Origin of the sequence: Amycolatopsis pithecellobii (genome assembly GCF_009707865.1) — a bacterium.
Lineage (GTDB): Bacteria > Actinomycetota > Actinomycetes > Mycobacteriales > Pseudonocardiaceae > Amycolatopsis_E > Amycolatopsis_E pithecellobii.
Window position 1 is genome coordinate 1 of sequence record NZ_WMBA01000057.1, and the last position, 21,471, is coordinate 21,471.

The 21,471-nt window shown below is 68.5% G+C and carries 19 protein-coding genes; 15 read left to right on the plus strand and 4 right to left on the minus strand.

Features of this window, described 5'->3' with window-relative positions; all coding sequences use genetic code 11:
* Nucleotides 1-511, plus strand: a 511-nt coding sequence (locus GKO32_RS28780; protein ID WP_246244842.1) for a universal stress protein, incomplete at its 5' end; no start/stop codon positions are given.
* 142 nt (nucleotides 512-653) lie between these two features.
* Here the strand turns inward: GKO32_RS28780 and GKO32_RS38205 are convergent.
* Entirely contained in the window at nucleotides 654-824 is a 171-nt protein-coding gene (locus tag GKO32_RS38205; RefSeq protein WP_166459766.1) for a hypothetical protein, read from the minus strand.
* 90 nt (nucleotides 825-914) lie between these two features.
* Nucleotides 915-1,568 carry a type 1 periplasmic-binding domain-containing protein gene (locus tag GKO32_RS28785; RefSeq protein ID WP_246244844.1) on the minus strand — a complete coding sequence of 218 codons (654 nt, stop codon included), beginning with the start codon at nucleotides 1,566-1,568 and terminating at the stop codon, nucleotides 915-917.
* 149 nt (nucleotides 1,569-1,717) lie between these two features.
* Between GKO32_RS28785 and GKO32_RS28790 the strand changes: the two genes are divergently transcribed.
* The 4 genes from GKO32_RS28790 (at nucleotide 1,718) to GKO32_RS28805 (ending at nucleotide 6,545) form a co-directional block, all read left to right on the plus strand.
* Nucleotides 1,718-2,920, plus strand: a complete 1,203-nt coding sequence (locus tag GKO32_RS28790) for a HupE/UreJ family protein (protein ID WP_154760056.1) — start codon at nucleotides 1,718-1,720, stop codon at nucleotides 2,918-2,920.
* Nucleotides 2,921-3,043: 123 nt separating this feature from the next.
* A complete protein-coding gene (locus GKO32_RS28795) occupies nucleotides 3,044-4,582 on the plus strand; it encodes a purple acid phosphatase family protein (protein ID WP_154760057.1) in 1,539 nt (512 codons plus the stop codon).
* Between the two features lie 180 nt (nucleotides 4,583-4,762).
* Entirely contained in the window at nucleotides 4,763-5,689 is a 927-nt protein-coding gene (locus tag GKO32_RS28800; RefSeq protein ID WP_154760058.1) for a WxL protein peptidoglycan domain-containing protein, read from the plus strand.
* Between the two features lie 46 nt (nucleotides 5,690-5,735).
* Nucleotides 5,736-6,545 carry an alpha/beta fold hydrolase gene (locus tag GKO32_RS28805; protein ID WP_154760059.1) on the plus strand — a complete coding sequence of 270 codons (810 nt, stop codon included), beginning with the start codon at nucleotides 5,736-5,738 and terminating at the stop codon, nucleotides 6,543-6,545.
* An 84-nt stretch (nucleotides 6,546-6,629) separates the two neighbouring features.
* On the opposite strand, the gene lysX is transcribed toward GKO32_RS28805, so the two are convergent.
* Entirely contained in the window at nucleotides 6,630-9,920 is a 3,291-nt protein-coding gene (gene lysX, locus GKO32_RS28810; protein ID WP_154760060.1) for a bifunctional lysylphosphatidylglycerol synthetase/lysine--tRNA ligase LysX, read from the minus strand.
* A 24-nt stretch (nucleotides 9,921-9,944) separates the two neighbouring features.
* Nucleotides 9,945-11,168 carry an alpha/beta hydrolase gene (locus GKO32_RS28815; protein WP_312868703.1) on the minus strand — a complete coding sequence of 408 codons (1,224 nt, stop codon included), beginning with the start codon at nucleotides 11,166-11,168 and terminating at the stop codon, nucleotides 9,945-9,947.
* Between the two features lie 235 nt (nucleotides 11,169-11,403).
* Between GKO32_RS28815 and GKO32_RS28820 the strand changes: the two genes are divergently transcribed.
* From GKO32_RS28820 to GKO32_RS28865, 10 genes are all read left to right on the plus strand, one after another.
* Complete coding sequence (locus tag GKO32_RS28820) at nucleotides 11,404-12,678, plus strand: Mur ligase family protein (RefSeq protein ID WP_312868704.1); 1,275 nt, start codon at nucleotides 11,404-11,406, stop codon at nucleotides 12,676-12,678.
* Nucleotides 12,671-13,390 carry a type 1 glutamine amidotransferase gene (locus GKO32_RS28825; RefSeq protein WP_154760063.1) on the plus strand — a complete coding sequence of 240 codons (720 nt, stop codon included), beginning with the start codon at nucleotides 12,671-12,673 and terminating at the stop codon, nucleotides 13,388-13,390. Before GKO32_RS28820 ends, GKO32_RS28825 begins: the two co-directional genes overlap by 8 nt.
* Nucleotides 13,391-13,410: 20 nt before the next feature.
* Complete coding sequence (locus GKO32_RS28830; RefSeq protein WP_312868705.1) at nucleotides 13,411-14,811, plus strand: sensor histidine kinase; 1,401 nt, start codon at nucleotides 13,411-13,413, stop codon at nucleotides 14,809-14,811.
* Complete coding sequence (locus tag GKO32_RS28835; RefSeq protein ID WP_154760064.1) at nucleotides 14,811-15,470, plus strand: response regulator transcription factor; 660 nt, start codon at nucleotides 14,811-14,813, stop codon at nucleotides 15,468-15,470. The genes GKO32_RS28830 and GKO32_RS28835 overlap by 1 nt, the downstream gene beginning before the upstream one ends.
* A 250-nt stretch (nucleotides 15,471-15,720) precedes the next feature.
* Entirely contained in the window at nucleotides 15,721-16,314 is a 594-nt protein-coding gene (locus tag GKO32_RS28840) for a thermostable hemolysin (protein WP_154760065.1), read from the plus strand.
* Complete coding sequence (locus GKO32_RS28845; RefSeq protein ID WP_154760066.1) at nucleotides 16,314-17,822, plus strand: AMP-binding protein; 1,509 nt, start codon at nucleotides 16,314-16,316, stop codon at nucleotides 17,820-17,822. Before GKO32_RS28840 ends, GKO32_RS28845 begins: the two co-directional genes overlap by 1 nt.
* Nucleotides 17,819-18,730: a TauD/TfdA family dioxygenase gene (locus GKO32_RS28850; protein ID WP_154760067.1), complete on the plus strand. Its 912-nt coding sequence runs from the start codon at nucleotides 17,819-17,821 to the stop codon at nucleotides 18,728-18,730. The genes GKO32_RS28845 and GKO32_RS28850 overlap by 4 nt, the downstream gene beginning before the upstream one ends.
* Entirely contained in the window at nucleotides 18,727-19,056 is a 330-nt protein-coding gene (locus tag GKO32_RS28855; RefSeq protein WP_154760068.1) for a darcynin family protein, read from the plus strand. Before GKO32_RS28850 ends, GKO32_RS28855 begins: the two co-directional genes overlap by 4 nt.
* Nucleotides 19,043-20,023 (plus strand): hypothetical protein, encoded by a 981-nt coding sequence (locus tag GKO32_RS28860; RefSeq protein ID WP_154760069.1) that lies wholly within the window; start codon nucleotides 19,043-19,045, stop codon nucleotides 20,021-20,023. Before GKO32_RS28855 ends, GKO32_RS28860 begins: the two co-directional genes overlap by 14 nt.
* Nucleotides 20,020-21,384 carry an MFS transporter gene (locus GKO32_RS28865; protein WP_166459768.1) on the plus strand — a complete coding sequence of 455 codons (1,365 nt, stop codon included), beginning with the start codon at nucleotides 20,020-20,022 and terminating at the stop codon, nucleotides 21,382-21,384. Before GKO32_RS28860 ends, GKO32_RS28865 begins: the two co-directional genes overlap by 4 nt.
* Nucleotides 21,385-21,471: the final 87 nt, after the last annotated feature.

Sequence of the window (21,471 nt, forward strand, 5' to 3'; positions counted from 1 at the left end):
GGATAATGGGGTGGTGAGCGCCGATGATGCCGTGTCTGTCGAAGAGTATGGGCCCGCTTGGCGGCGAGGTCCGTTCGAACGGGGCACGGACGGCCCGCACGTGATCCTGGCCGGTGTCGATGACACGGCGAGCTCGGCGCGGGCGGGGGCCTACGCGGCGGGTTTGGCGCGGCGGCAGGGATCGCGGCTGGTCATGGTGTACGTGCGGGCGCCTTCGGCGTGGACGGGGATGACGCCGACCCTGCTGGCGGGGGCGCAGGAGGAGACGTACCAGGACGTGGTGGAGGAGCTGCGTGGCCGGGTGGCGGGCCTGGCCAAGGAGGCGAACATCAACGTCACGCTCGAGGTCCGGCGCGGCGATGCGTATGCGGAGTTGAAACGCGCCGCGATCGACCGGAAGGCCGACCTGGTGGTCGTGGGCGCATCCGAAAGCGCCGGCCGCCGCCTCGTCGGCTCGGTCGCACAGAGACTGGTAAGAGCCGCCCTCTGGCCGGTGACGGTCGTCCCGTAAGACGGGCCGGCTGTGGCTCGGGCCGCGGGGCGGCCGGATCGCTCGCCGATACCGCGCCTCGGGTTACCAAGTCAGCCGCGGTGATGGTCGGAGTGACCAAAGTTGTCAACCCGACCCCTGCGCCGGGTGCGGAGTGAGAACTCTAGCGGGACTCCCGATCTTGCGCCTCGGGCGCCGGCTGCGGCTGTCCCGCCTCGACGACGGTCCAGTTGCGCAAACCGCCGGCCTGTTGCTCGGCGTAGCGCTCCGCGGCCGCCTGCGTCGGGAACCGGACCTCCTGTGCGCGTGAACGGTGCATGATCTTGTATGCCATTTCGTCTCCCCTGCGACTCCAACCCTCCCCCCACCATAGAACACACGTTCGACGGCCACAACTCGGGGGCAACACATGCTCCCCCTGCGGTCAGCGGACCCAGACCACGATCCCCGTGAGCCCGTTCAGCACACTCGCGACACCGGCCCGCACCGCGGCGGCACAGCGTTCGGGCGTGAACGAAGCCGGGTCGTAGGTCGATGACATGCCCAGTCCCTCCCCGCGGAACGACGCGCCCGTCCAGTCGGCCGCGGTGACATTCGCCGTCGGCTCGGCCAGTTCCGCGCCGATCACCAGGAACTGCCGGTCCAGGTGGTTCGCCGTGACCAGCGCCAGCGGATCGATGAGATCGTGACCCGCGCTGATGACGAGATCCGGCGCCAGCCCGATGGCCTGACTGACGCTCGGCACCAGTTCATCCGGTTTGGTGGCCTTGACAGTCTTGAGGCTGACCTCTTCGCTCCCCGCCCAGTCCGTGACCGCGCGCACGAGCGCCGTGGTTTGCGGATCGTCGCCCGCGGTGAGCAGCACGACGCGGTAACCCGGCGAGGGCCGGACCCCGTCCCACGAACCAGGACCGGGGGTGACCGTCGCCTCCGGCGTGGGTGACGCCGTGACGAACCCAGGACCGAGAGTGCCGATCGCACTGGGCTTCGTATGCGGGGCAGACCAATCGTCGGCGGACGAGCATCCGCCGCCGAGCACGGCGATCGCGGCCAGGGCGCCGGCCACCAGAAGTCGCAAGCGGATCATCCTCCAGACAGGGCGGTTCGTCTTCTTCCTACCCGATGAACGGCTCCGTCCGGTCTGCGGCTTGTCACCGTCGAAGTCCGGTTGCCCGTTGTTCGCCTGGGATCTGCCCGCCGTTCGCCGACGCCCAGCAGTCTGCGTTCATGCCCGCTCTCCCCAGACGGTGTGCGCGCGCCGTCGTCATCATCGCCGGCGCGGCACTGGCCGTCGTCCTCGGCGCGACACCCGCGCCGGCACACGGCTTCTCGTCGACGGTGTACGCCGACGTCACCTCACCCGGGCCGGGGCACGTGCGCGCGACGCTCGGGCTCGAGTACGACCTGCTCGTCGTGTCCACCGCGGACTCCGAAAAGGACGATCCCCTTTTCCGCCAAGGCACCGCGGCGTTCGAGACACACGACCCGGCGGCACAGGCGGCCGCGCTGGACGCACACGCCTCGACGGTGATGAAGTACGTGACAGACCGGTTCCGCGTCACGGTCCCGGATCAGACCTGCCGCCCGGCACAGGACGGCGGTTTCGGCATCGGACAACGCGAAGGCGTGCCGTACGCGCGGATGGTGCTCGATTACCGGTGCCCCGCCGCGGATTCACACGAAGTCCACAGTGGACTGTTCCCCGATTCCGAACAGTATGTGCGTGACACCAAGACCATTGTCACCTACGAGCTCGACCTGACGTCCGGCAGCGCCGCGCTCGACGCGCAACAACCGTCGTTTTCCACACAGCAGGCCTGGACCCAGCGGTTCTGGGAGTTCTTCCGCCTCGGCGCGGAACATCTGCTGACCGGGCTCGACCACATTCTCTTCCTGCTGGCGCTCATCGCGGGTTCCCGCCGCCTGCGCGAAATCGTGCTGGCGGCGACGACGTTCACGCTCGCCCACTCGGTGACGTTCATCCTCGCCGCACTCGGACTCGTCCACGTGCCGGCCGAAATCGTCGAACCCCTCATCGCGCTGTCGATCGCGATCGTCGCGGCCTGGCCGCTTTGGCAGCTGTGGCGGCGAAAAACGGCGGACCTGGACACCGGCGGGCATTTCAGCCTCGACCGCGCCGGCTGGATCCGCCTCGCCGTGGTCTTCTGTTTCGGCCTCGCGCACGGGCTCGGTTTCGCGTCCGCGCTGGGGATCGACACGGCGTTTTCGTGGCCGTTGCTGTGGTCGCTGCTGGTGTTCAACATCGGGGTCGAGGTCGTCCAGCTGGCGATCATCGCCGTGGTCTTCCCGCTGCTGATGCTGGTGCGCCGCAGTTCCCCCGTCGCACCACGATGGTCAAGCGGAGTGATCGCGGCCGGCGTCTCGGTGATGGGGCTGACCTGGTTCGTCGAGCGAATTTTCGCGTCCTGACACCGCAAGTTCTTTCAGACCACGCCATTCGCCGGTTCACCGATGTTCACCTGCTCAACATCGACGGCAATAACGCTCACATCGGTCTTCTCGCCCCTCTGACCGGAAACGGACACAAACCAGATGAAACATCCGAGATCCATCGCTCGCGGTGCCATCGCGGCGTTCCTGGGCCTCGCCGTGACATTCGGCGGCAGCCTGCTGGCGGGCGCGGACGAGCCCGCGACACTGTCCGGCATCGTTCTCGGTGTCGGCGCCAAGGAAAACCAGCGCGTGGTGAGCTGGTACGCCTCGACCGGCGCGCCGCAGGTCGTGCAGGTGGCGCCGACCTCGAAGCTCGTGCACGGTCAGTTCCCGCGCAACGCGCAGACGTTCCCGGCGACCGTTGCGGCGAACACGGTCAACGGCGGCTACAACGGGCACGTCACGATCGACGGCCTCAAGCAGAACACCGGCTACTCCTACCGCATCGGTTCCGGCGACAGCTGGTCCCCGACGTACACGTTCAAGACGCAGGACTTCAAGGGCGACTTCGATTTCCTGTTCTACGGCGACCCGCAGATCGGCTCGTCCGGCGACGTGGCGAAGGACGGGGCCGGCTGGCTGGACACCGTGAACGTGAGCCTCGCCGCCAACCCCGACGCCGAACTGCTGGTCTCCGGTGGGGACCAGGTCGAGACGGCGAACACCGAGGCGCAGTGGAACGCGTTCCTGGCGCCCGAAAAGCTGCGCCAGTACCCGTGGGCGGCCACCATCGGCAACCACGACGTCGGCGGCAAGGCCTACGAGCAGCACTTCTGGACCCCCAACACCGACCGGTCCACGCCGTTCTACAACGGTGACCCGACCACCCGCTCCGGTGGTGACTACTGGTTCATCTACAAGGACGTGCTGTTCATCGACCTGAACAGCAACGCCTACGCCAACGGTGCCGACGACGCGCACATCGGGTACGTCACCGATGTGGTCAAAAACCATGGTGCGAAGGCGAAGTACACGGTGCTCGTGTATCACCACTCGATCTACTCGCCCGCCGACCACGCCAACGACAGCGACAACCAGAAGCGGCGGCAGGACTTCCCGACCGCGTTCTCGAACCTGGGTGTCGACCTGGTCCTGCAGGGCCACGACCACAGCTACTCGCGCAGCTACGAGATCAAGAACGGGCAGAAGGCGAACCCGGACGAGCAGCCTGGTGCCACCCACGTCGAGCAGGGCCCCGGCGGGGTCATCTACGTAACGGCGAACTCCGCGTCCGGTTCGAAGTACTACGACCTGACCGCCCCGGATCCGAGCCAGGACCCGAACTACGGCCCGGACCCGCTCAACCCGGACAACCACTGGGCGAACTCGGTGGAGAACCAGGAACACGTGCGCACCTACGTGAAGGTCCAGGTACGTGACGACAAGCTCGTCGTGCAGGACATCCGCAGCGGCACCTGCGCCGCGCCGAACGCCGCGGTCGAGCTTGGCAAGGTTTCCTGGTGCGGTCCGGACGGCGGAGCCGGCCCGGCCAAGCCGGTCGGGTCCACTGTGGACAAGGTGGTGATCCACCCGTACCGCGAGCACGGTCACGGTCACGGGCCCTTCCCCGGTGACCCGCACTGGGTCGTGCAGCCGGGCAAGGACGGCGGGCGGGCGTCCGTCACCGCGCTGAACTGAGTTCCCTGATCGGGGTGGGCTCCCGGCGGCGGGCGCCCACCCCGACTGTCCATTTACTAATCCGACCAAAAGCAGGCCGACCCCGAGCAGCACGTAACCGTTGCCACGCAAGCCGGATAGCCGTGACTGTGGTCGGATTAGTAACGAACGGCACAGTAGACTGTTCAAGGATGCTGCCCGATGCGCGCTGTTGTTCTTGTCCTGCTTGCCATCGCCGCGTTCGCCGGGACCGGAACCGTCGCGCAGGCTCAAGAGGATGTCCCTTGGACGGTCGGCACGGCCGCCAACGAGTTCGGCGCCGACCGCGACAACTACCGGTATACGGTCGATCCGGGTAGTCAGCTCGAGGACGGCCTGACCGTCACCAACCACGGCACGACACCGCTGGAACTGACCGTGTACAGCGCAGACGCGTTCACCACCGAGCAGGGCCGGCTGGATCTCGTCGCGAAAGGCGCGCCTTCGACCGGGGTCGGCGCCTGGGTCCATCCCGCACAGGACAGGGTGACTGTCCAAGCAGGACAGTCCACACAGGTACCGTTCACCGTCAGCGTGCCGGACACGGCGACGGCAGGCGACCGGATGGGCGGCATCGTCACGTCGCTGATGCAAGGTGACGTGGAACGGCGAGTCGGCATCCGGATTCAGCTGCGTGTCGGCGGTGAGCTCAAACCCGGGCTGTCGGTGGAAGATCTCGGCGTGCGGTATGCGGGTTCGCCGTTCGGCACCGGCGACGCCACTCTCACCTACACGATCCGCAACTCCGGCAACGCGATTGTCGCCGCCCGGCAGGCCGCATCGGTTTCCGGCCCGTTCGGCAGCTGGCACGCCGACGCCGGGCCGGTCGCCGACTCGCCGCAGCTGCTGCCCGGTGCCACCTGGAAGGTTTCGGTGCCGGTGCACGGTGCGGTACCCGCGGTGGAGCTGGCGGGGTCGGTCACGCTGACGCCGTTGCTCACCGACGCGTCCGGCTCCGTCGCGCCGTTGCCCGCGGTCGAAGGCACGGCGCATTCCGTTGCCGTGCCATCGCTGCTGTTGTTGCTGCTCGGGGTGGCCATCGTCATCGCGGTCGTGGTGCTGATCATCCGCCGTCGACGGGCCGCCTGACCGGTGCTACTCTCGTGAGAGTCAACTCTTACGAATGGGGCATCGCATGACCAGCAGCACTCACACACTCACCGTCGACGAGGGCACCGTCGAGGTGACCGTCGATGTCCAGGGCGAGAAGGGGCACCCCTTCCTGCTCCTGCACGGCGGCGGCGGTCCGCAGACCGTCACCGGTTTCGCCGCGCTGCTCGCGGAGCAGCGGCCCGCGCGGGTGTTCACCCCGCTGCACCCCGGCTTCGGCGGCACCGCGCGGCCGGACTGGCTGACCGACGTGCAGACACTGGCCAAGATCTACGCTCAGCTGCTCGAGCAGCTCGACCTGAGCGATGTCGCCGTCGTGGGGAACTCGATCGGCGGCTGGATCGCCGCCGAGCTGGCCGTACTGGGCAGCGACCGGATCACCAGCGTCACACTCGTCAACGCGGTCGGCATCGCGGTGCCCGGCCACCCGATCGCCGACGCCGCCAGCCTGACACCCCCGGAACTGGCGAAGCTGTCGTTCTACGACCCGTCGAAATTCAAGTTCGACCCGAACGCGCTGACCGAGGAGCAGCGCGCGGTGGCCGCCGCCAACCAGGTCGCGATGGCGGTCTATTCGGGCCCGCATGCCATGGCCGACCCGACCGTGACGGACCGGCTGGCCAAGATCAACTACCCGACTCTGGTGGCCTGGGGCGCCGGTGACGAGGTCGTGGACGCCGATTACGGGCGCGCCTACGCGGCCGCCATCCCCGGTGCGGAATTCCGGTTGCTCGAAGGCACCGGCCACCTGCCGCAGGTCGAGACCCCGGAGGAGTTCCTTCCGGTGGTCTGGGATTTCGCCGACGCCCACGCGACCGGCAAGCCGGCTTCCTGAGGTTCGGGTCGTCTGATCACCCGATGCCGCACGCCGGACCACCTCGTCGTGCGGCATCGGCCATCGAAGCCGATCCCCCACCGCTCACCCAGGTTCTGGACGGTGAGCCGGCGTCTTCGGCCGGGTGAACGGGAACGGCACGGTCTGGCGGATCGTGGCGCCGGTCAGCAACATCAGCAGCCGGTCGATGCCAAGGCCGAGGCCACCGGTCGGGGGCATGCCGTGCTCGAGCGCCTGCAGGAAATCCTCGTCCAGTTCCATCGCTTCGACATCACCGCTCGCGGCGCGCAGCGACTGGGCTTCCAGCCGGCGGCGCTGTTCCAGCGGGTCCGTCAGTTCCGTATACGCCGTCCCGATTTCCGCGCCGAACGCGATCAGGTCCCACCGTTCGGCCAGCCGTGGATCGGCCCGGTGTTCCCGGGTCAGCGGGGAAACCTCCGTCGGATAGTCCACATAGAACGTCGGGGCCACGGTCGCCGGTTCCACCAGATGATCGAAGGCCGCCAGCACGAGATCCCCGTGACCGGCCTCCTGCGCGAACGGCACACCGGCGGCGGCACACGAAGAACGCAACTCGGCCACCGAGGTCGAAGGCGTGATGGACGCACCGAGGGCGGCGGACACCGCGTCGTACACCGGGATCACCGGCCACTCGCCCGAGATGTCGTGCTCGCCGTCATGCCGCCGGACCACCGGCGCACCGTAGGCGGCGATTGCGGCCCGCTGCACCAGATCCCGCGCCAGCACCCGCATCGAGTCATAGTCCGCGTAGGCCTGATAGGCCTCCAGCATGGTGAATTCCGGATTGTGCGTCGCGTCGACGCCCTCGTTGCGGAAGTTCCGGTTGAGCTCGAAAACCCGCTCGACCCCGGCCACACACAGCCGTTTCAGGTACAGCTCCGGGGCGATCCGCAGATACATCCGCATGTCATAGGCGTTGAGATGCGTCACGAACGGGCGCGCGTTGGCGCCACCGTGCACCGCCTGCAACATCGGCGTCTCGACTTCGAGGAAATCGTTGTCGTGCAAGCGTTCCCGCACCGCCCGCACCACCGTGCCGCGCAACCGCAACAGCTCGGGCAGCTCCGGATCGAGGTACCGCCTGCGCACCCGGGCCTCCGCGTCGGCGAGGCCCTTTCGCTTGTCCGGCAACGGATGCAGGCACTTCGCGGTGATCGTCCACTCGGCCACCAGCACCGACAGCTCACCACGCCGGGACGTCACCACCTCGCCACACACCCCGACGTGGTCCCCGAGATCGACACCGGAACGCCACAGCTCGTCCGCGCCCAGCATGAGCTGAAGTTCCCCGCTGAAATCCCGCAGCCGGGCGAAACACAGCCCGCCCAGGTCCCGCAACGCCACCACCCGGCCCGCGACACGCACGTGGTGCCCGGTACGCGCATCCGCGGGCAGGCCGGCGAACCGGGTCACCACGTCCGCGAGCACCGTGTCCCGCGCGAACCCCGCCGGATACGGATCGACACCGGCCTTGCGCAGCCGGTCCAGTTTCGAGATCCGGACCCGCACCTGCTCGGGCCGCCGCACCGGCGGCGGTTCGACCCTGATCTCGTCGATCTCCGCGACCCGCGCGAGAAACTCCGGACTCACCCGGCCGGCCGCGAAGCCCCGGCGCGTCGCCCGCCAGCTCGAGGGCAGGAACCCCTCCAGCGCACCGGCGACCAGACCGATCCGGGCCAGCCGCCGGGCCGAGGTGTAGCACAGGAACCGCGGTTCCCAGTCGGGTCCGTACTTCGCGTTCGACCGGTAGAGCGACTCCAGCTGGAAGAACCGTGACGCCAGCCCGAGCACCGTGCGCCATGCCCGCAGCACCGGGCCGGCCCCGATCCGCTCACCCTCGGCGAACACCGCGCGGAACATGGCGAAGTTCAACGAGATCCGTTGCGTGCCGAACCGCCCCGCCTGCTCGACGAGCTGCGTCACGAGGTACTCGTTGAGCCCGTTTTCGGCGTCCCGGTCGCGGCGCATGAGATCCAGCGACAGCCCCCGCCGCCCCCACGGGACGAAGGACAGCAACCCGCGCAGCTGTCCCGCGGCGTCGTATGCCTCGACCATGACGCAGCGCCCGTCGCTGGGGTCGCCGAGCCGCGACAGCGCCATCGAGAAGCCACGTTCGGTCTCGTCACCCCGCCACTGCTGCGCCCGCACGAGCAGATCGTCCATTTCGGACGGTGAGATCTCGTTGTACCGCCGCACTTTGGTGGTGTATCCGGCACGCTCGATGCGCCGGACCGCCTGCCGGACCGAACGGCGTTCGGGACCGGACAGGCTGAAGTCGCGGACGTCGAGCACCGCTTCGTCCCCGAGTTCGAGCGCCTTCAAACCCGCCCTCGCATACTCCCGCGCGCCGCGTTCACTGGCGCCCAGCACACCCGGCAGCCACCCGTAGGTGCGTGCCTCGGCCAGCCACACCTCGATCGCCTGCGGCCACGCATCCGGGTCCCCGATCGGGTCCGCGCTCGCGACGCTTGTGCCCCCCAGCACCCGGTAGGTCACCGCCGCGCGCCCGTCCGGTGCGAAGACCACGCTCTTGTCCCGCCGCGTCGCGAAATATCCGAGCGAATCGTTCTCGCCGTAGGTCGCCAGCAGCGACCGCACCCGCAGCTCCTCGTCGTCACTGCGGTGACGACGGGTGCGCACCCCGCGGAAGAAGACCCACAACGTCACCACCGCCACCGTGGCGCCGCCCAGATCCAGCAGCAGATCGACCCAGGTCGGCCCCTCGCGCACGCCGAGCCGCCGCAGCTGCAGCAGTTCACCGGTCGCGTGGTTCGCCGCCCACAGGAAGGTGTCACCGAGCCCGGTCAGGGTGCCGGGGAACGCCACCAGCAAGCCCCAGCCGCCCAGGATGACCGCCGCTATCCCGACCAAACCGGTCACGAGCGCGTGCCGCCACGCCCCCGGGGCCAAGCGTGCGGGAAAGGCCGGGCGCAGGACGAGCAGCACCACGATCAACGCGACCGACAGCAGCTCGGCCCCGGTCAGCGCCCACAACGTGCCCGGCAAGTGCCGGGCCTCGCGCCGGCCCAGGGTGATCAGTGCCGGGTTGACCAGCAGCGCCGTCTGGAACGCGATGGTCATCAGCAGACCACCGACCTGGAACAGGACCAGCGTGTTCAGCGCCGCGCGCTTGCGCCGCCGCAGGGCCGCGCCCAGGATCGCCAGCACCAGCGCGATGAGGATGTTCGCGTCGGCCGGGATGTTGAGGAGCCCGAACAGCCCCGTCGTCCACTGGTAGAGGCCTCGGTGCCCGCCCCAGATCAGCAGGACGACCGACATCACCGCGCCCAGCTCGACGACGGTCGCGACGACGCCGCCGGCCCTGCGATACCACCTCATGGCCCTCTCCGGCATACCCCTCACCTCCGCGAACCGCGGCTAGAACGCGGTGTCCGTGCCGTGCAGGCTCCCCCGGATGCCGGGGTCGGGCAACGGCCACGCCACGATCCCTCCGGCCACGGTCTGGCCCGGAAGTCCGCTTCCCATCCGTATGGGGTTGCCCAGCTGGGTGCCGAGCCAGTCCAGTATCGCGGGCAGCTCCGCACGGACCGCGTTGAGGTTGTGCCCGGCCGGGGACAGCACCGTGGTGGTGAGCTGAACCGGCGGGGCCGCCGCGGCACGCAACCGGTCCAGCGCGGCGCGCTCGTCCGGCGCCGAGCCGTCGGCGCTGGCGAGCAGCCGGACCGGCGACGGGTGTGCACGCAACACGGACGAGACGTCGTTGGCGTCCCGGATGTCGTTACGGCCATGGAAGAGGTCGCCGGTTTCCAGGTCGTTGGGGGTGGCGTCGTAGCCGCTCATGCTGACCGCGACGGAGAACCACTGCGGATGCCGGGCGGTCAGGTTCAACGCGCAGTAGCCGCCCGATGACCAGCCGGCGATCGCCCAGCCTTCCCGGTCGCTGCGCACCCGCAGCGTGCTCAGTGCCCAGCTCCGCAGATCCGCCGACAGGTAGGTGTCGTTCGCCGTTCCGCCGACGGCATCGACGCATTCCGAATCGTGCGTCAGCCTCGGTTCCCCGTTGGGGTCCGGCACGATCACGACGACCGGGGGCAGCCGATGATCGGCGATTGCGCGGTCGAGCTCCTCCGGCAGCCCGTACAGGGTCGCCACCTGCCTCGGCTCCCCCGGGAAATGCGGGATCCACTCCACCACCGGGAATCGGAATCCGGCCCATTCCGGTGCCGTATACCCGGCGGGCAGGTAGACGTCGACATCACGGGTGAGGCCGGTGCGGTGGCCGGTCACGGTCAGATGCAGCAGTGAACCGTGGCCACCGGCGGCCCGCTCCCCGACCGTGGCCAGCGTCCGCCCGAGATCGCGTCCGTCCGGGCCCGCGTCCGCCACAGTTCCCTCTTCCGGGTTGGGCGAGGTCCCCAGCAATGACCCTAGAGTGGGGTAGAAGCTGCCCGCGGCGTTGACCGCCAGCCCGCATGCGGCTACGACGCTGAGTACGGCGAGCACCGTGGTGGCGGTCCGGCCCAGGGCGCGACGGCGCCATCGGTCCCACGCCAACGGCACCACGACCACACAGGCGAACGCCACGACGGTGGCCCCGAGCACGACCGGGAGGTTGTCGATCCGGATTGCGGAGGCGTGCACCCGGTCAATGTAGCCATCACCCGATCGCAGGTTTTCTTTGGCCGCAAAGGGAAAACCTTTTCAGCGTGTATTCAGCAAAGCAGGATTACGATAAGCACGGGACCGCTGTCTGCCCGTGTCCGATATGAGGCGGTAATCACTCATGCCCCTTATGTCTTTCCGTTCTCAGGCTCCTCACAGCGTCCGTGGGCGAAGGTGGCGCCGACCCACCAGGACCGGACGCAAGGAGATATGTGTGAGCATCGGTTCACCGGCCCGCCTCGGTGAACGGCCCGCGCCGGTACCGCACCACATTCCCGTGCGAACACGACTCGCGGTCGGCGCCGGCCGCTTCGCCGCCACGGTTTCCCGCCGCTTCGGGACCGGTGAGGGCGGCGTCATCGGCGGCCGGGTGGCACAGGTGCTGGACCCGGGCGCGCTGCGCAGGCTCGGCCGCGACCGCACCGTGGTGCTGGTGACCGGCACCAACGGCAAGACGACGACCGCGCTCATGCTCAGCCGGATCCTCGAGACACTGGGCACGGTCGCCGCCAACAGCGACGGCGCGAACATGCCGGACGGGGTGCTGGCGGCACTGACCGCGCGTCCCGACGCCCCGCTGGCGGTGCTCGAAGTGGACGAACACTACGTGCCCGCGGTCGCTGAGCAGGTGCGTCCCGCGTGCCTGGTGGTGCTCAACCTCAGCCGCGATCAGCTCGACCGGATCGGCGAGGTGCGCTCCATCGAACGCGCGCTGCGTGCGGCCGTGTCCCGGTTGCCCGACACCGCGGTGATCGCCAACTGTGACGACCCGCTGGTGACCTCCGTGGGACTGGCCTCGGCGAAGCCGGCGTGGGTCGCGGCCGGGCAGAACTGGTCCGCCGACGCGGTGGCCTGCGCCCGGTGCGGCCAGGCCGTGCGCCATGACGGGCCGGACTGGCATTGCGCATGCGGGCTCACCCGCCCGGCTCCGGAGTGGTGCCTCGACGGCGACACGCTGGAGGGGGCCGGCATCGGCCGGTTCCCGCTGGGCCTCCGGCTGCCCGGCCGGGCGAACGCGGCCAACGCGGCGATGGCGGTCGCCGCCGTGGCGCGCCTCGGTGTGTCACCGGAGGTCGCGATCAGCAGGCTGCGCTCGATCGACGACGTGGCAGGGCGCTACCGGCGGGCGTGGGTGGACGGGCGCGCCGTGCGGGTGCTGCTGGCGAAGAACCCCGCCGGCTGGCGCGAAACCCTGCCGCTGCTGGATGAGCGTTGCCCGGTCGTGATCGCGGTGAACAGCCGCGAAGCGGACGGGCGCGACACGTCGTGGTTGTGGGATGTGCCGTTCGAGCAGCTGCGCGGGCGGAAGGTCGTCGCCGCCGGCGAGCGGGCCACCGACCTCGCAGTGCGCCTCACCTACGCGGAAGTCCCGCACGTGATTTCGCCTGATCCGATCGCCGCGATCGCCGGCCTCGGCCCGGAACCCGTCGAACTCGTGGCCAACTACACGGCCTTCCGCGCCGTCCGGCTCCGGCTCGGCGATGACTGACTCGACGGTACGGATCGGCCTGGTGCTGCCCGATATTCTGGGCACCTACAGCGATTCCGGGAACGCGACGGTGCTGCGGCAACGGCTGCGCTGGCGTGACGTGCCCGCGACGGTGCTCGAAATCGGCTACGACGAGCCCGTTCCGGCGTCCCTTGATCTCTACCTGCTCGGCGGCGGCGAGGATGAGGCGCAGACGCTCGCTGCCTCGCGGTTGCGCGCGAATCCCGGCATCCAGCGTGCGGCCGCCCGTGGCGCGGTCGTGTTCGCGGTCTGCGCCGGGCTGCAACTGCTGGGCACGGAATTCCGCACGTTCGCGGGCGTGCGCCACGAGGGACTCGGGCTGCTCGATCTCACGACGGCACCCGGAAAACGGCGCGCAGTCGGCGAAATCGTCGTGCGGGCCGGTGCCGGACTGGGCGCCGAACCGCTCACCGGGTTCGAGAATCACCTCGGCGTCACCACGATCGGGCCGGGCAGCCGGCCACTCGGGGAAGTCCTCAGCGGCACCGGCAACGGAGACGGCACCGACGGCGCGGTCACCGGGCGGGTACTGGCCACCTACCTGCACGGCCCGGTGCTGGCCCGCAACCCGATGCTGGCCGACCTGCTGCTCGGCTGGGTGCTCGGCGCGCCCCCGCCGGCGCTGCCGTTGCCCGAGGTCAGCGCGCTGCGCCGGGAACGGCTGCATGCCGCGAAGCGACGCCATCGGTAGTGGTTTCCTAGGCTTCGCCTGTGCCCCTCCCACTGCCGCGGCCCGGGCTGCGTACCAGGACGACGCTCGTCGCCGTCGTGACGATGGCGGCCACCCTCGTGCTGGCCGGCGTCACCGTGATCGTGTTGCTGGGCTGGTCGCTGGACAAGGCCACCACCGACGACGCGCGCAGCGCGGCCGGGCAGGTGACCAGGGAGCTCGCCAAACGCGGTGCCGGTGACCTCACCAGCAGCGACGTGGCCGGTACCGGGGACAGCGCCTCGGTGATCCAGATCCTCGGCCACGACGGCAAACCGCTCGTCAGTGACCCCGCCGTCACCGGCCACCCACCACTGACGAGCGCCCGGCCGGCACCCGGTCAGGAAACCGTCGAAACGATCAGCCTGCCGGTCAACGGCAGCGACGACGACTACCGGCTGGTGACGATCGGCGTCGACGGCCCCGACGGGCGCTATACGGTGATCTCGGCCCGCTCGCTCGCCCCGGTGGCCGAGGCATCGGCACGCCTGTCGCTGCTGTTGTGCCTTGCCGCGGTGCCGTTGCTGTCCATCTCCGCGCTCGCGGTGTACCGCGCGGTCAGCTCCGCGTTGCAGCCGGTCGAGCGGATGCGGCGTGCGGTCGCCGAAATCTCCACCCATGATCTGACCCATCGCGTCGCCCTTCCCGATGGGAGCGACGAAATCCACCGGCTGGGCACCACGCTGAATTCGATGCTCGAACGGCTGGCGTCCGCCCAGGGGGCGCAACGCCGTTTCGTGGCCGACGCGAGTCACGAACTGCGTTCCCCGCTCAACACCATCACCACCGCGCTCGAAGTGGGCCAGCTCCACCCGGACGCGATGAGCACGGACGAACTGCTCGACGTGGTCACCCGGGAAACGGCGCGCCTGCGCGAACTTGTCGGGGACCTGTTGCTGCTCGCCCGCACCGACGACGCGACCGACAAACCGCCGCACACCGAGGTCGATCTGGACGACATCGCCCGTACCGAAGCGGAACGGGCGCGCTCCGCGCGGCAACTCGAGGTCGAAATCCGCACCGCTCCGGCGAAGGTCAGCGGCAACCCGGCCCAGCTCGGCCGTGCGATCCGCAACCTGGTGGACAACGCAGGCCAGCACGCCCGGCACCGCATCCGGGTACGCACCGGCACGGACGGCACGAGCGCGGTCGTCGAGGTCAGCGACGACGGGCCGGGGATACCCGCCGCCGACCGGACGCGGATCTTCGAGCGGTTCGTGCGCCGCGACGACGCCCGGCACCACCCGGCGGAGACCACCGGTGGTTCGGCCGGGCTGGGACTGGCCATCGTGGCCGGAATCGCGGCCCGCCACGGCGGGCACGCCGACTGCGTCGAACCGAGCGACCCCGGATATCCGGGCGCGCATTTCCGGATCCGGCTCCCGTTGAAGGACACCCCGTAATGCGGATTCTCATCGTCGAGGACGAGCAGGCGTTCGCCGAAACCCTGCGCAAGGGATTGACCGCCGAAGGCTTCACCGTCGAAGTGGCGCACACCGGCCCGGATGGGCTGTGGCACGCCAGCGAACACACCTACGACGTCATCGTGCTGGACCTGATGCTGCCCGGGTTGTCCGGTTACGCGGTGCTCAAAAGCCTTCGCGCACGGGAAAACTGGACCCCGGTACTGGTGCTGACTGCGAAGGACGGCGAACACGACGAGGCGGACGCCTTCGACCTCGGCGCCGATGACTACCTCAGCAAACCGTTCTCGTATGTGGTGCTTCTCGCCCGGCTGCGCGCCCTGCTACGCCGTGGCGCCCCCGAACGACCGGCCGTGCTGAGCGTCGGTGATCTTGAGCTTGACCCGGCAGCGCGGAGAGTGTTCAAGGGTGGCAAGGAAATCGAGCTCACCGCGCGTGAGTTCGGGGTGCTGGAGTTCCTGCTGCGCCGCCGCGGCGACGCGCTGAGCAAACACGAGATTCTCGTGCACGTATGGGATGCCCACTACGACGGCGACGAGAACATCGTCGAGGTTTACATCGGCTACTTGCGCCGCAAGATCGGCTCCGGCTACATCCAAACCCTGCGCGGCGTCGGCTACCGGCTCTCCCAGCATTGAGGTCCGCAGAGACCATTCTGTACAACAATCATTTCATTTCAGCGCTTTTCCATTCGGTTCATCAAACGGTTATAAAGGTCATCAAAGTGACCGTCAAGAGAAAAAAAGACAGGGCCGTTGCCCGAACTTCCGAAATCAGGCATCGGCGGAACTTTCACGCCGTACGCTGCTGTTCGCAGACCCTGATGTGGCGGGTCTTGTGAACTGAGGGGCATGCGTGAAAACTGTTGTGGCACCTAGAGAAACAGCCATGTGGCGGTCATGTGTGACAGTGGCGCGGGAACGGTATCGCAAGGATTATCAGGCCGAAATCACACCGGACCCCGATTGTTTCATCGCGGCGTGCGAGGATACGCCGGATGGCATACGGCCGACCGCCTGTGCCGGTCTGACCCACGGCGGGGGCCGCACACTGCTGAGTGAACACTACCTGGGATCGCCACCAGAACAGGCTTTGGCCGCACTATTCGGTGAACAAGTCGATCCGCACACGGTCGTCGAGATCGGGCCGATGGCGGCTGCCGGCGGCGGCGGAGTTCGCTTGCTGACGATGTTGCCGGCATTGTGCTGGTGTCAGGGCGCACAGTTCATCGTCTGCACGATTACGGAGCTGATCGCCCGCACGGTGGGCCGTCTCGGCATCGAGTTCGTGCCGATGGCCGAAGCGAAGGAACACGATCTGCCGGTCGACCTGCGCCACCGATGGGGTACCTACTACGACACCAACCCCGTCACCGGCTACGTCGACCTCCGCGGTTATGACGCACAACTGGAGCGGCAGGTCGATCGCACGGCCCGGCTGTCCGTAACGGGTTACGCGGCCCCAGCGACCGGGGCGGCCTGATGCGCACGGTACGGGACAGCCTTTTCGCCGCCCAGTACCAGGACCGGGTACTGGTCGAGCAGTTGGCCGAAGACGGGACGGTCGCCGAAACGGTGACCTACGGCCAGGTTCGGGCCTGGAGCGATCACATCCGGAACGCGTTGGCGAACCGCAGCACAGCACCGGGCGCGGTGGTCGGCCTGATCGCCGGCAACACTCCCGCGTGGGTGGCCGCGGATCTGGCGTTGCTGCTGGGGCACTTCGTGGAAGTGCCGGTGCCACTGGCGTTTTCCGCTGAGCAGGCCGCTTCCTTGTTGGGAGAGGCCGAAATTTGCCTGGCCGACGAGGCCGGTGCACGGAAGCTCGCCGAGTGGGGACTGGCCGGTGCCGGCACGATCGTCCCGATCGAGGGGCTCGCCGAAAACGGTCCTGCGCCAAGGCTTCCGGACGAACCGGCCGGCGACCGCATCGTCAAGATCATCCACACCTCCGGTACGACCGGAGTTCCCAAGGGCGTGAAGATCCGCCGTGACGCGCTCGACATTTTGGTCGGGTCACTGGATTCCGTGACACCGGAAGGCACGTTCGACCGGTACCTGTCGTTGGTGCCGTTGAGCCTGCTCATCGAACAGGTCGCGGCGATCTACCTCCCGATGCGCGCCGGCGGCCGGGTGGTGCTGATGCCGGACTCGACACCGTTGCTGGGCACCGCCGGGTCGCGGGCCGGTGACGTGGTGAGCTGGCTCAGTACGGCCCGGCCGAGTGCCACGGTCCTGCCGCCGGCCGCGGTCAGCGCGCTGAGCAAGGCCGTGAGCGAAGGCGACCTCGACGGCGTACTCAGTGGGACGCGGCCGTTCCTGATGGCCGGGGGCGCGCCGGTCAACGACGAGGAACTGCACCGGCTGGATGCGGCCGGGCTCCGCGTGCATGAGGGCTATGGGTTGTCGGAGAACAGTTCCGTGGTCGCCTGGAACACGCCGGATGACTGGCGGCCCGGCACGGTCGGCAAACCGCTGCCGCATTGCACCGTGCGACTTTCCGCCGCCGGTGAACTGCTCGTCAAATCTCCGACCCTGTTCGCGGGCTACACGGTGGAGGACCCCACCAGCAGGCCCGTTGACGCCGACGGGTGGCTGCACACCGGGGACCGGGCGGAGATCGATGCCGACGGGTTCGTCCGCATCCTCGGCCGCTTGAAGAACGTCATCATCACCAGCCACGGTCGCAACGTCTCGCCGGAGTGGGTCGAAGGCCGGTTACGTGGCTGTCCCGGGGTGCTCGACGCCGTCGTGTTCGGCGACGGGCTGGAACATCTCGTCGCGGTACTGGTCACCCACCCCGATGCGGAACCCGATGAGGAAGAACTGCGCCGCCAGGCCCACGCGTTCGCCGCACGGCAACTATCCGAAGTGGACAGACCAGAGCGCATCATCGTCGTCCCCGACGGCAAAGCCTTCCGCGCTCGCTATTTCACGGTGACCGGACGGCCGCGCCGTGAACAGATTTTCAAGGAGCTGGTTCCGTCATGACCATTGACTTCACCCGCCTCGGCGAAGGTGACGGCCTGCTCGTCACGCCCGCCACCGGGCAGGCATCTCTGGCCGAGATCGACCAGGTCGGTCTGGTGGAGTTGCTCGCCGACGCCGGCCACCTCCTCATTCGCGGTTTCCCGGCGAGCGTAGAGGATTTCAACGCGCTCGTGCAGCGGCACAGCTCCCGCACAACACTCGACCCGGCAAGGACGTTCCACGGTTCGGCCGCGCAGAAAGTCGATTCCGGGCACGACCCGATCGGTCTGCACCTGGAAAACGGTGCCACTCCCTTCGCCCCCGATCTGCTGTGGTTCCACTGTGTCAAGGCCGCCGGTTCCGGTTCGCAGACGACCGTCTGCGACGGCTACCGGGTGTGGGAGGCGTTGTCGGAGAGCACCCGGCAGTTGTTCACCGCCCAGCCCATCACGTTTGCGCGCAACGTCCCGGCGGCGCTGTGGCGGCGGCTGGCCGCGTTCCTCGCCAACGACGGGCGCACCCCGGAGGACATGACGGTCGAGAGCCTTTATCAGCTGGCCAACCCCGGTAGTCAGGCCTCGTTCGTGGAAATCAACGAAGGCGGAGACCTGCGCTACGAGTACGCCATGTACGCCGCACACCCGACCAAATGGTCCAGCCGGGTCGCGTGGGCGAACAGCATTCTGGGTCCGTCTTTCAACTACGAGGCACCGGACATCCGGTTCGCCGACGGCACGCGCATCCCGGACGACGCGGTCGCGGAATACACCGAGGTGACCGAGAAGCTCACCGAGGAGATCGCTTGGCAGGACGGTGACATCGTGTTGATCGACAACTCGCGGGTCATGCACGGCCGGCGCGCGATCACCGATCCGGACCGCACGATCCTCAACTCCCAGAGCTACGCCAAGGAAAAGGTCGCGGCATGAGGTACGGCATCATCATCCGCTACGAGTTCTCCCCCTCGTGGCTGCAACTGGACCGCGCCGAACGCAACGCTCATGAAGAGGTTTTCCAGCGCGAGATCGTTGCGCCGTTTTCCGACAAGCTGTCGATCAGGCATTTCGACGCCGAAGCGTTCGCCACGGGATTCTCGGATTTCTTCCTGGTCACCACCGAGGATCTGCGGGCCTATTACTACTTCATCGAAAAGCTTCGGGACAGCAGTTTCATCGCCAATGGCTGGGCACGCATTCACGACATCACCATCGGCATCGAGGACGGCTACAAGGAGTACGAACGTGACCTTGGCTGAACGATCGGACGTGGCCGCACAGATCCGCGGCGAGCTGGCCTCGATCACCCGATTGGCCCATGTCAACACCTTCCATCCCAACGCCTTCGACTGGGCGGAGGCCACCGCGCCCGCAGAGCTGCCGTTCCTGTCCGAAATGGCCTTCGGCGAGCGTGGCCACGAACGGCAGGCGATGGCATATATCACCAAGGAACTGGCGCAGCTGGCGGAAATCGAACGGCATGTCAGCGCCGTGATGACGCTCGTGCTCGGCGAGTTGCAGGACCGGCCCGACGAGATCAACACCGGCCATGAACTGCACCACGCGCTGTCCTGCTTCGCCGCGGAGGAGATCCAGCACGCCAACACGTTCTACCGGTACGTGCGTTCACTGTCCAATGTGGAGCCCCGGGTCGACGCCGGACTGTTCGGCGAACGGCTCGCGGTTTTCCAGACCGACGACCATCCCTACGTCAAGCTGATCGCCCTGTGCTGCTCGGCGTATGTGGGCGAGTCGGTGATCACGGTGTTCGAACACCGCACCGACGCGTTGGACCCGATGCGTAACCGGTTCCTCACCCGGCTGCTGCACACCCACGGTCTCGACGAGGCCCGCCACGTGAAGATCGACCACGTGGCGATGAAACTGCTCTACCCGGCTCTGGATTCGCGGCAACGAGACCGGGTGCGGACTCTGGTGTCCGCGATCGAGGAGCTCAACCGCCGGCTTGCCGGTGCGTTCCAGCAAGCGACGGCTGAAACGCTCGGCGTGGATTTCGTGACGGGTAACCCGGCTGCCGTCGTGCAGTTGGAGATGACCCGCCGGTTCGGCGCGCAGCTCTTCGCTCCGGACGGCTCGTTGCGCGACGTGGACGAGATGGTCGACGACGAACTGCACCGGTTGCTCGCCGATTTCTCCGGACAGACATGGGTTCATCGCGGCCCCCGTGCCGTACTGGCTCTCGGCGCGGCCGGAGGTGCGGCATGACCTCTCCGGACGCCGCCACGGCGACGGCGGGATCCGGTGGTGTCGCACGGAAGGCGGTGGTGGCCGCGGCGGTGCTGGGGCTGCTGATGGCGGCCATGGACGCCACCGTGGTGGGAACCATGTTGCCCACGGTGATTCATGACGTCGGTGGTGCCACCCGTGGCGGCTACGCCTGGCTCGTCTCGGGATTCCTGCTGGCGCAGGTTGCGGCCACCCCGGTCACCGGCTGGATCGCCGACCGCATCGGGAGCCGGGTGCTGATGGTGGCCGCGGCCGGGGCATTCCTTGCCGCGTCGCTGCTCGCCGGTGTCGCCCACTCCTTTGTGCTGCTGGTGGTGGCGCGGGTTTTGCACGGGGCCGCGGCGGGTGCCCTGGTGGTGTCCAGCTACGTGATCGTCGGCCGGTTATACGGGCCGGAGCGCCGCGCCGCCGCACAGGGTCTGCTCAGCACGGTGTGGGGAGTGGCCGCGGTTGTCGGCCCGGTGCTGGGTGCCACGATCACCGGTGCGTGGGGCTGGCGGTGGGTGTTCCTGCTCAACGTGCCGCTGTGCCTCCTCGTCGCTGCGACTGTCCTATTCGGACTTCCCGGCCGGGCGTCGGTGAATTCCACCGGCCGGGCGCTGTTTCCTGCCGGTGAGTACAGCATGCTCATCGGCGGCGCGGCCCTGATTTTGCTGGCGCTGCAGGCTTCCGGGCTCGGTCTGGGTGTCGCCGGCGGGATCGTCGCCGCCGTCCTCGGTGTGGTGTTGCTCGCCGGAGTTCGCCGATCCCGCGGTGCGCTGCTGGTTTCCAGCGCGCTGCGGGCGACCCCGTCCGGTGCGGGCGCGGTGGCCACCCTGGGGGCGTGCATGGTGATGTACGCGACGGTGACGGTGTTGCCGGTGCAGCTGGCCGCGCGGGGCACCACCACCACGGGAATCGCCGTGATCATCGGGGTGGCCGCGCTGGGCTGGGTGGTGGCCAGCGCGGTGACGGGCGGCATGCTCAACGCCCGCGGCTACCGCATTCCGATGACAGTGGGCGCGATACTGCTCGTGATCGGCGCTTCGGGTGCCGCCCTTGGCATCCTCCCGTGGGCGGTGGGCGCCGCGGTGGGCCTCGGCACCGGTGCGGTCACCGCCGCCGCGCTGGCGTTGATGCAGGACCAGGCTCCGCCACGGCAACTCGGTGTCGCCACGTCGTCAGCCACGCTGCTGCGCAACCTCGGCGCCGCCGCCGGGATCAATGGCCTCGCCGCACTGTCCACCAGCTCCGGCGCTGCCCACAATCCGGCCTTCTGGGCACTGACCGCCGTGGCGGTGTTACTGGTCCTGGCCCCGGCCGCAACAACCCCGTCACGCCGCACGACGGTCGAATACTGACCGTTCGTTACGCCCGATCGGACAGCGTGAATTGCACCAGAGTGCCGCGAAATAGGCCAGACGGGGGCATTTCCTTGCTTTCGCGCG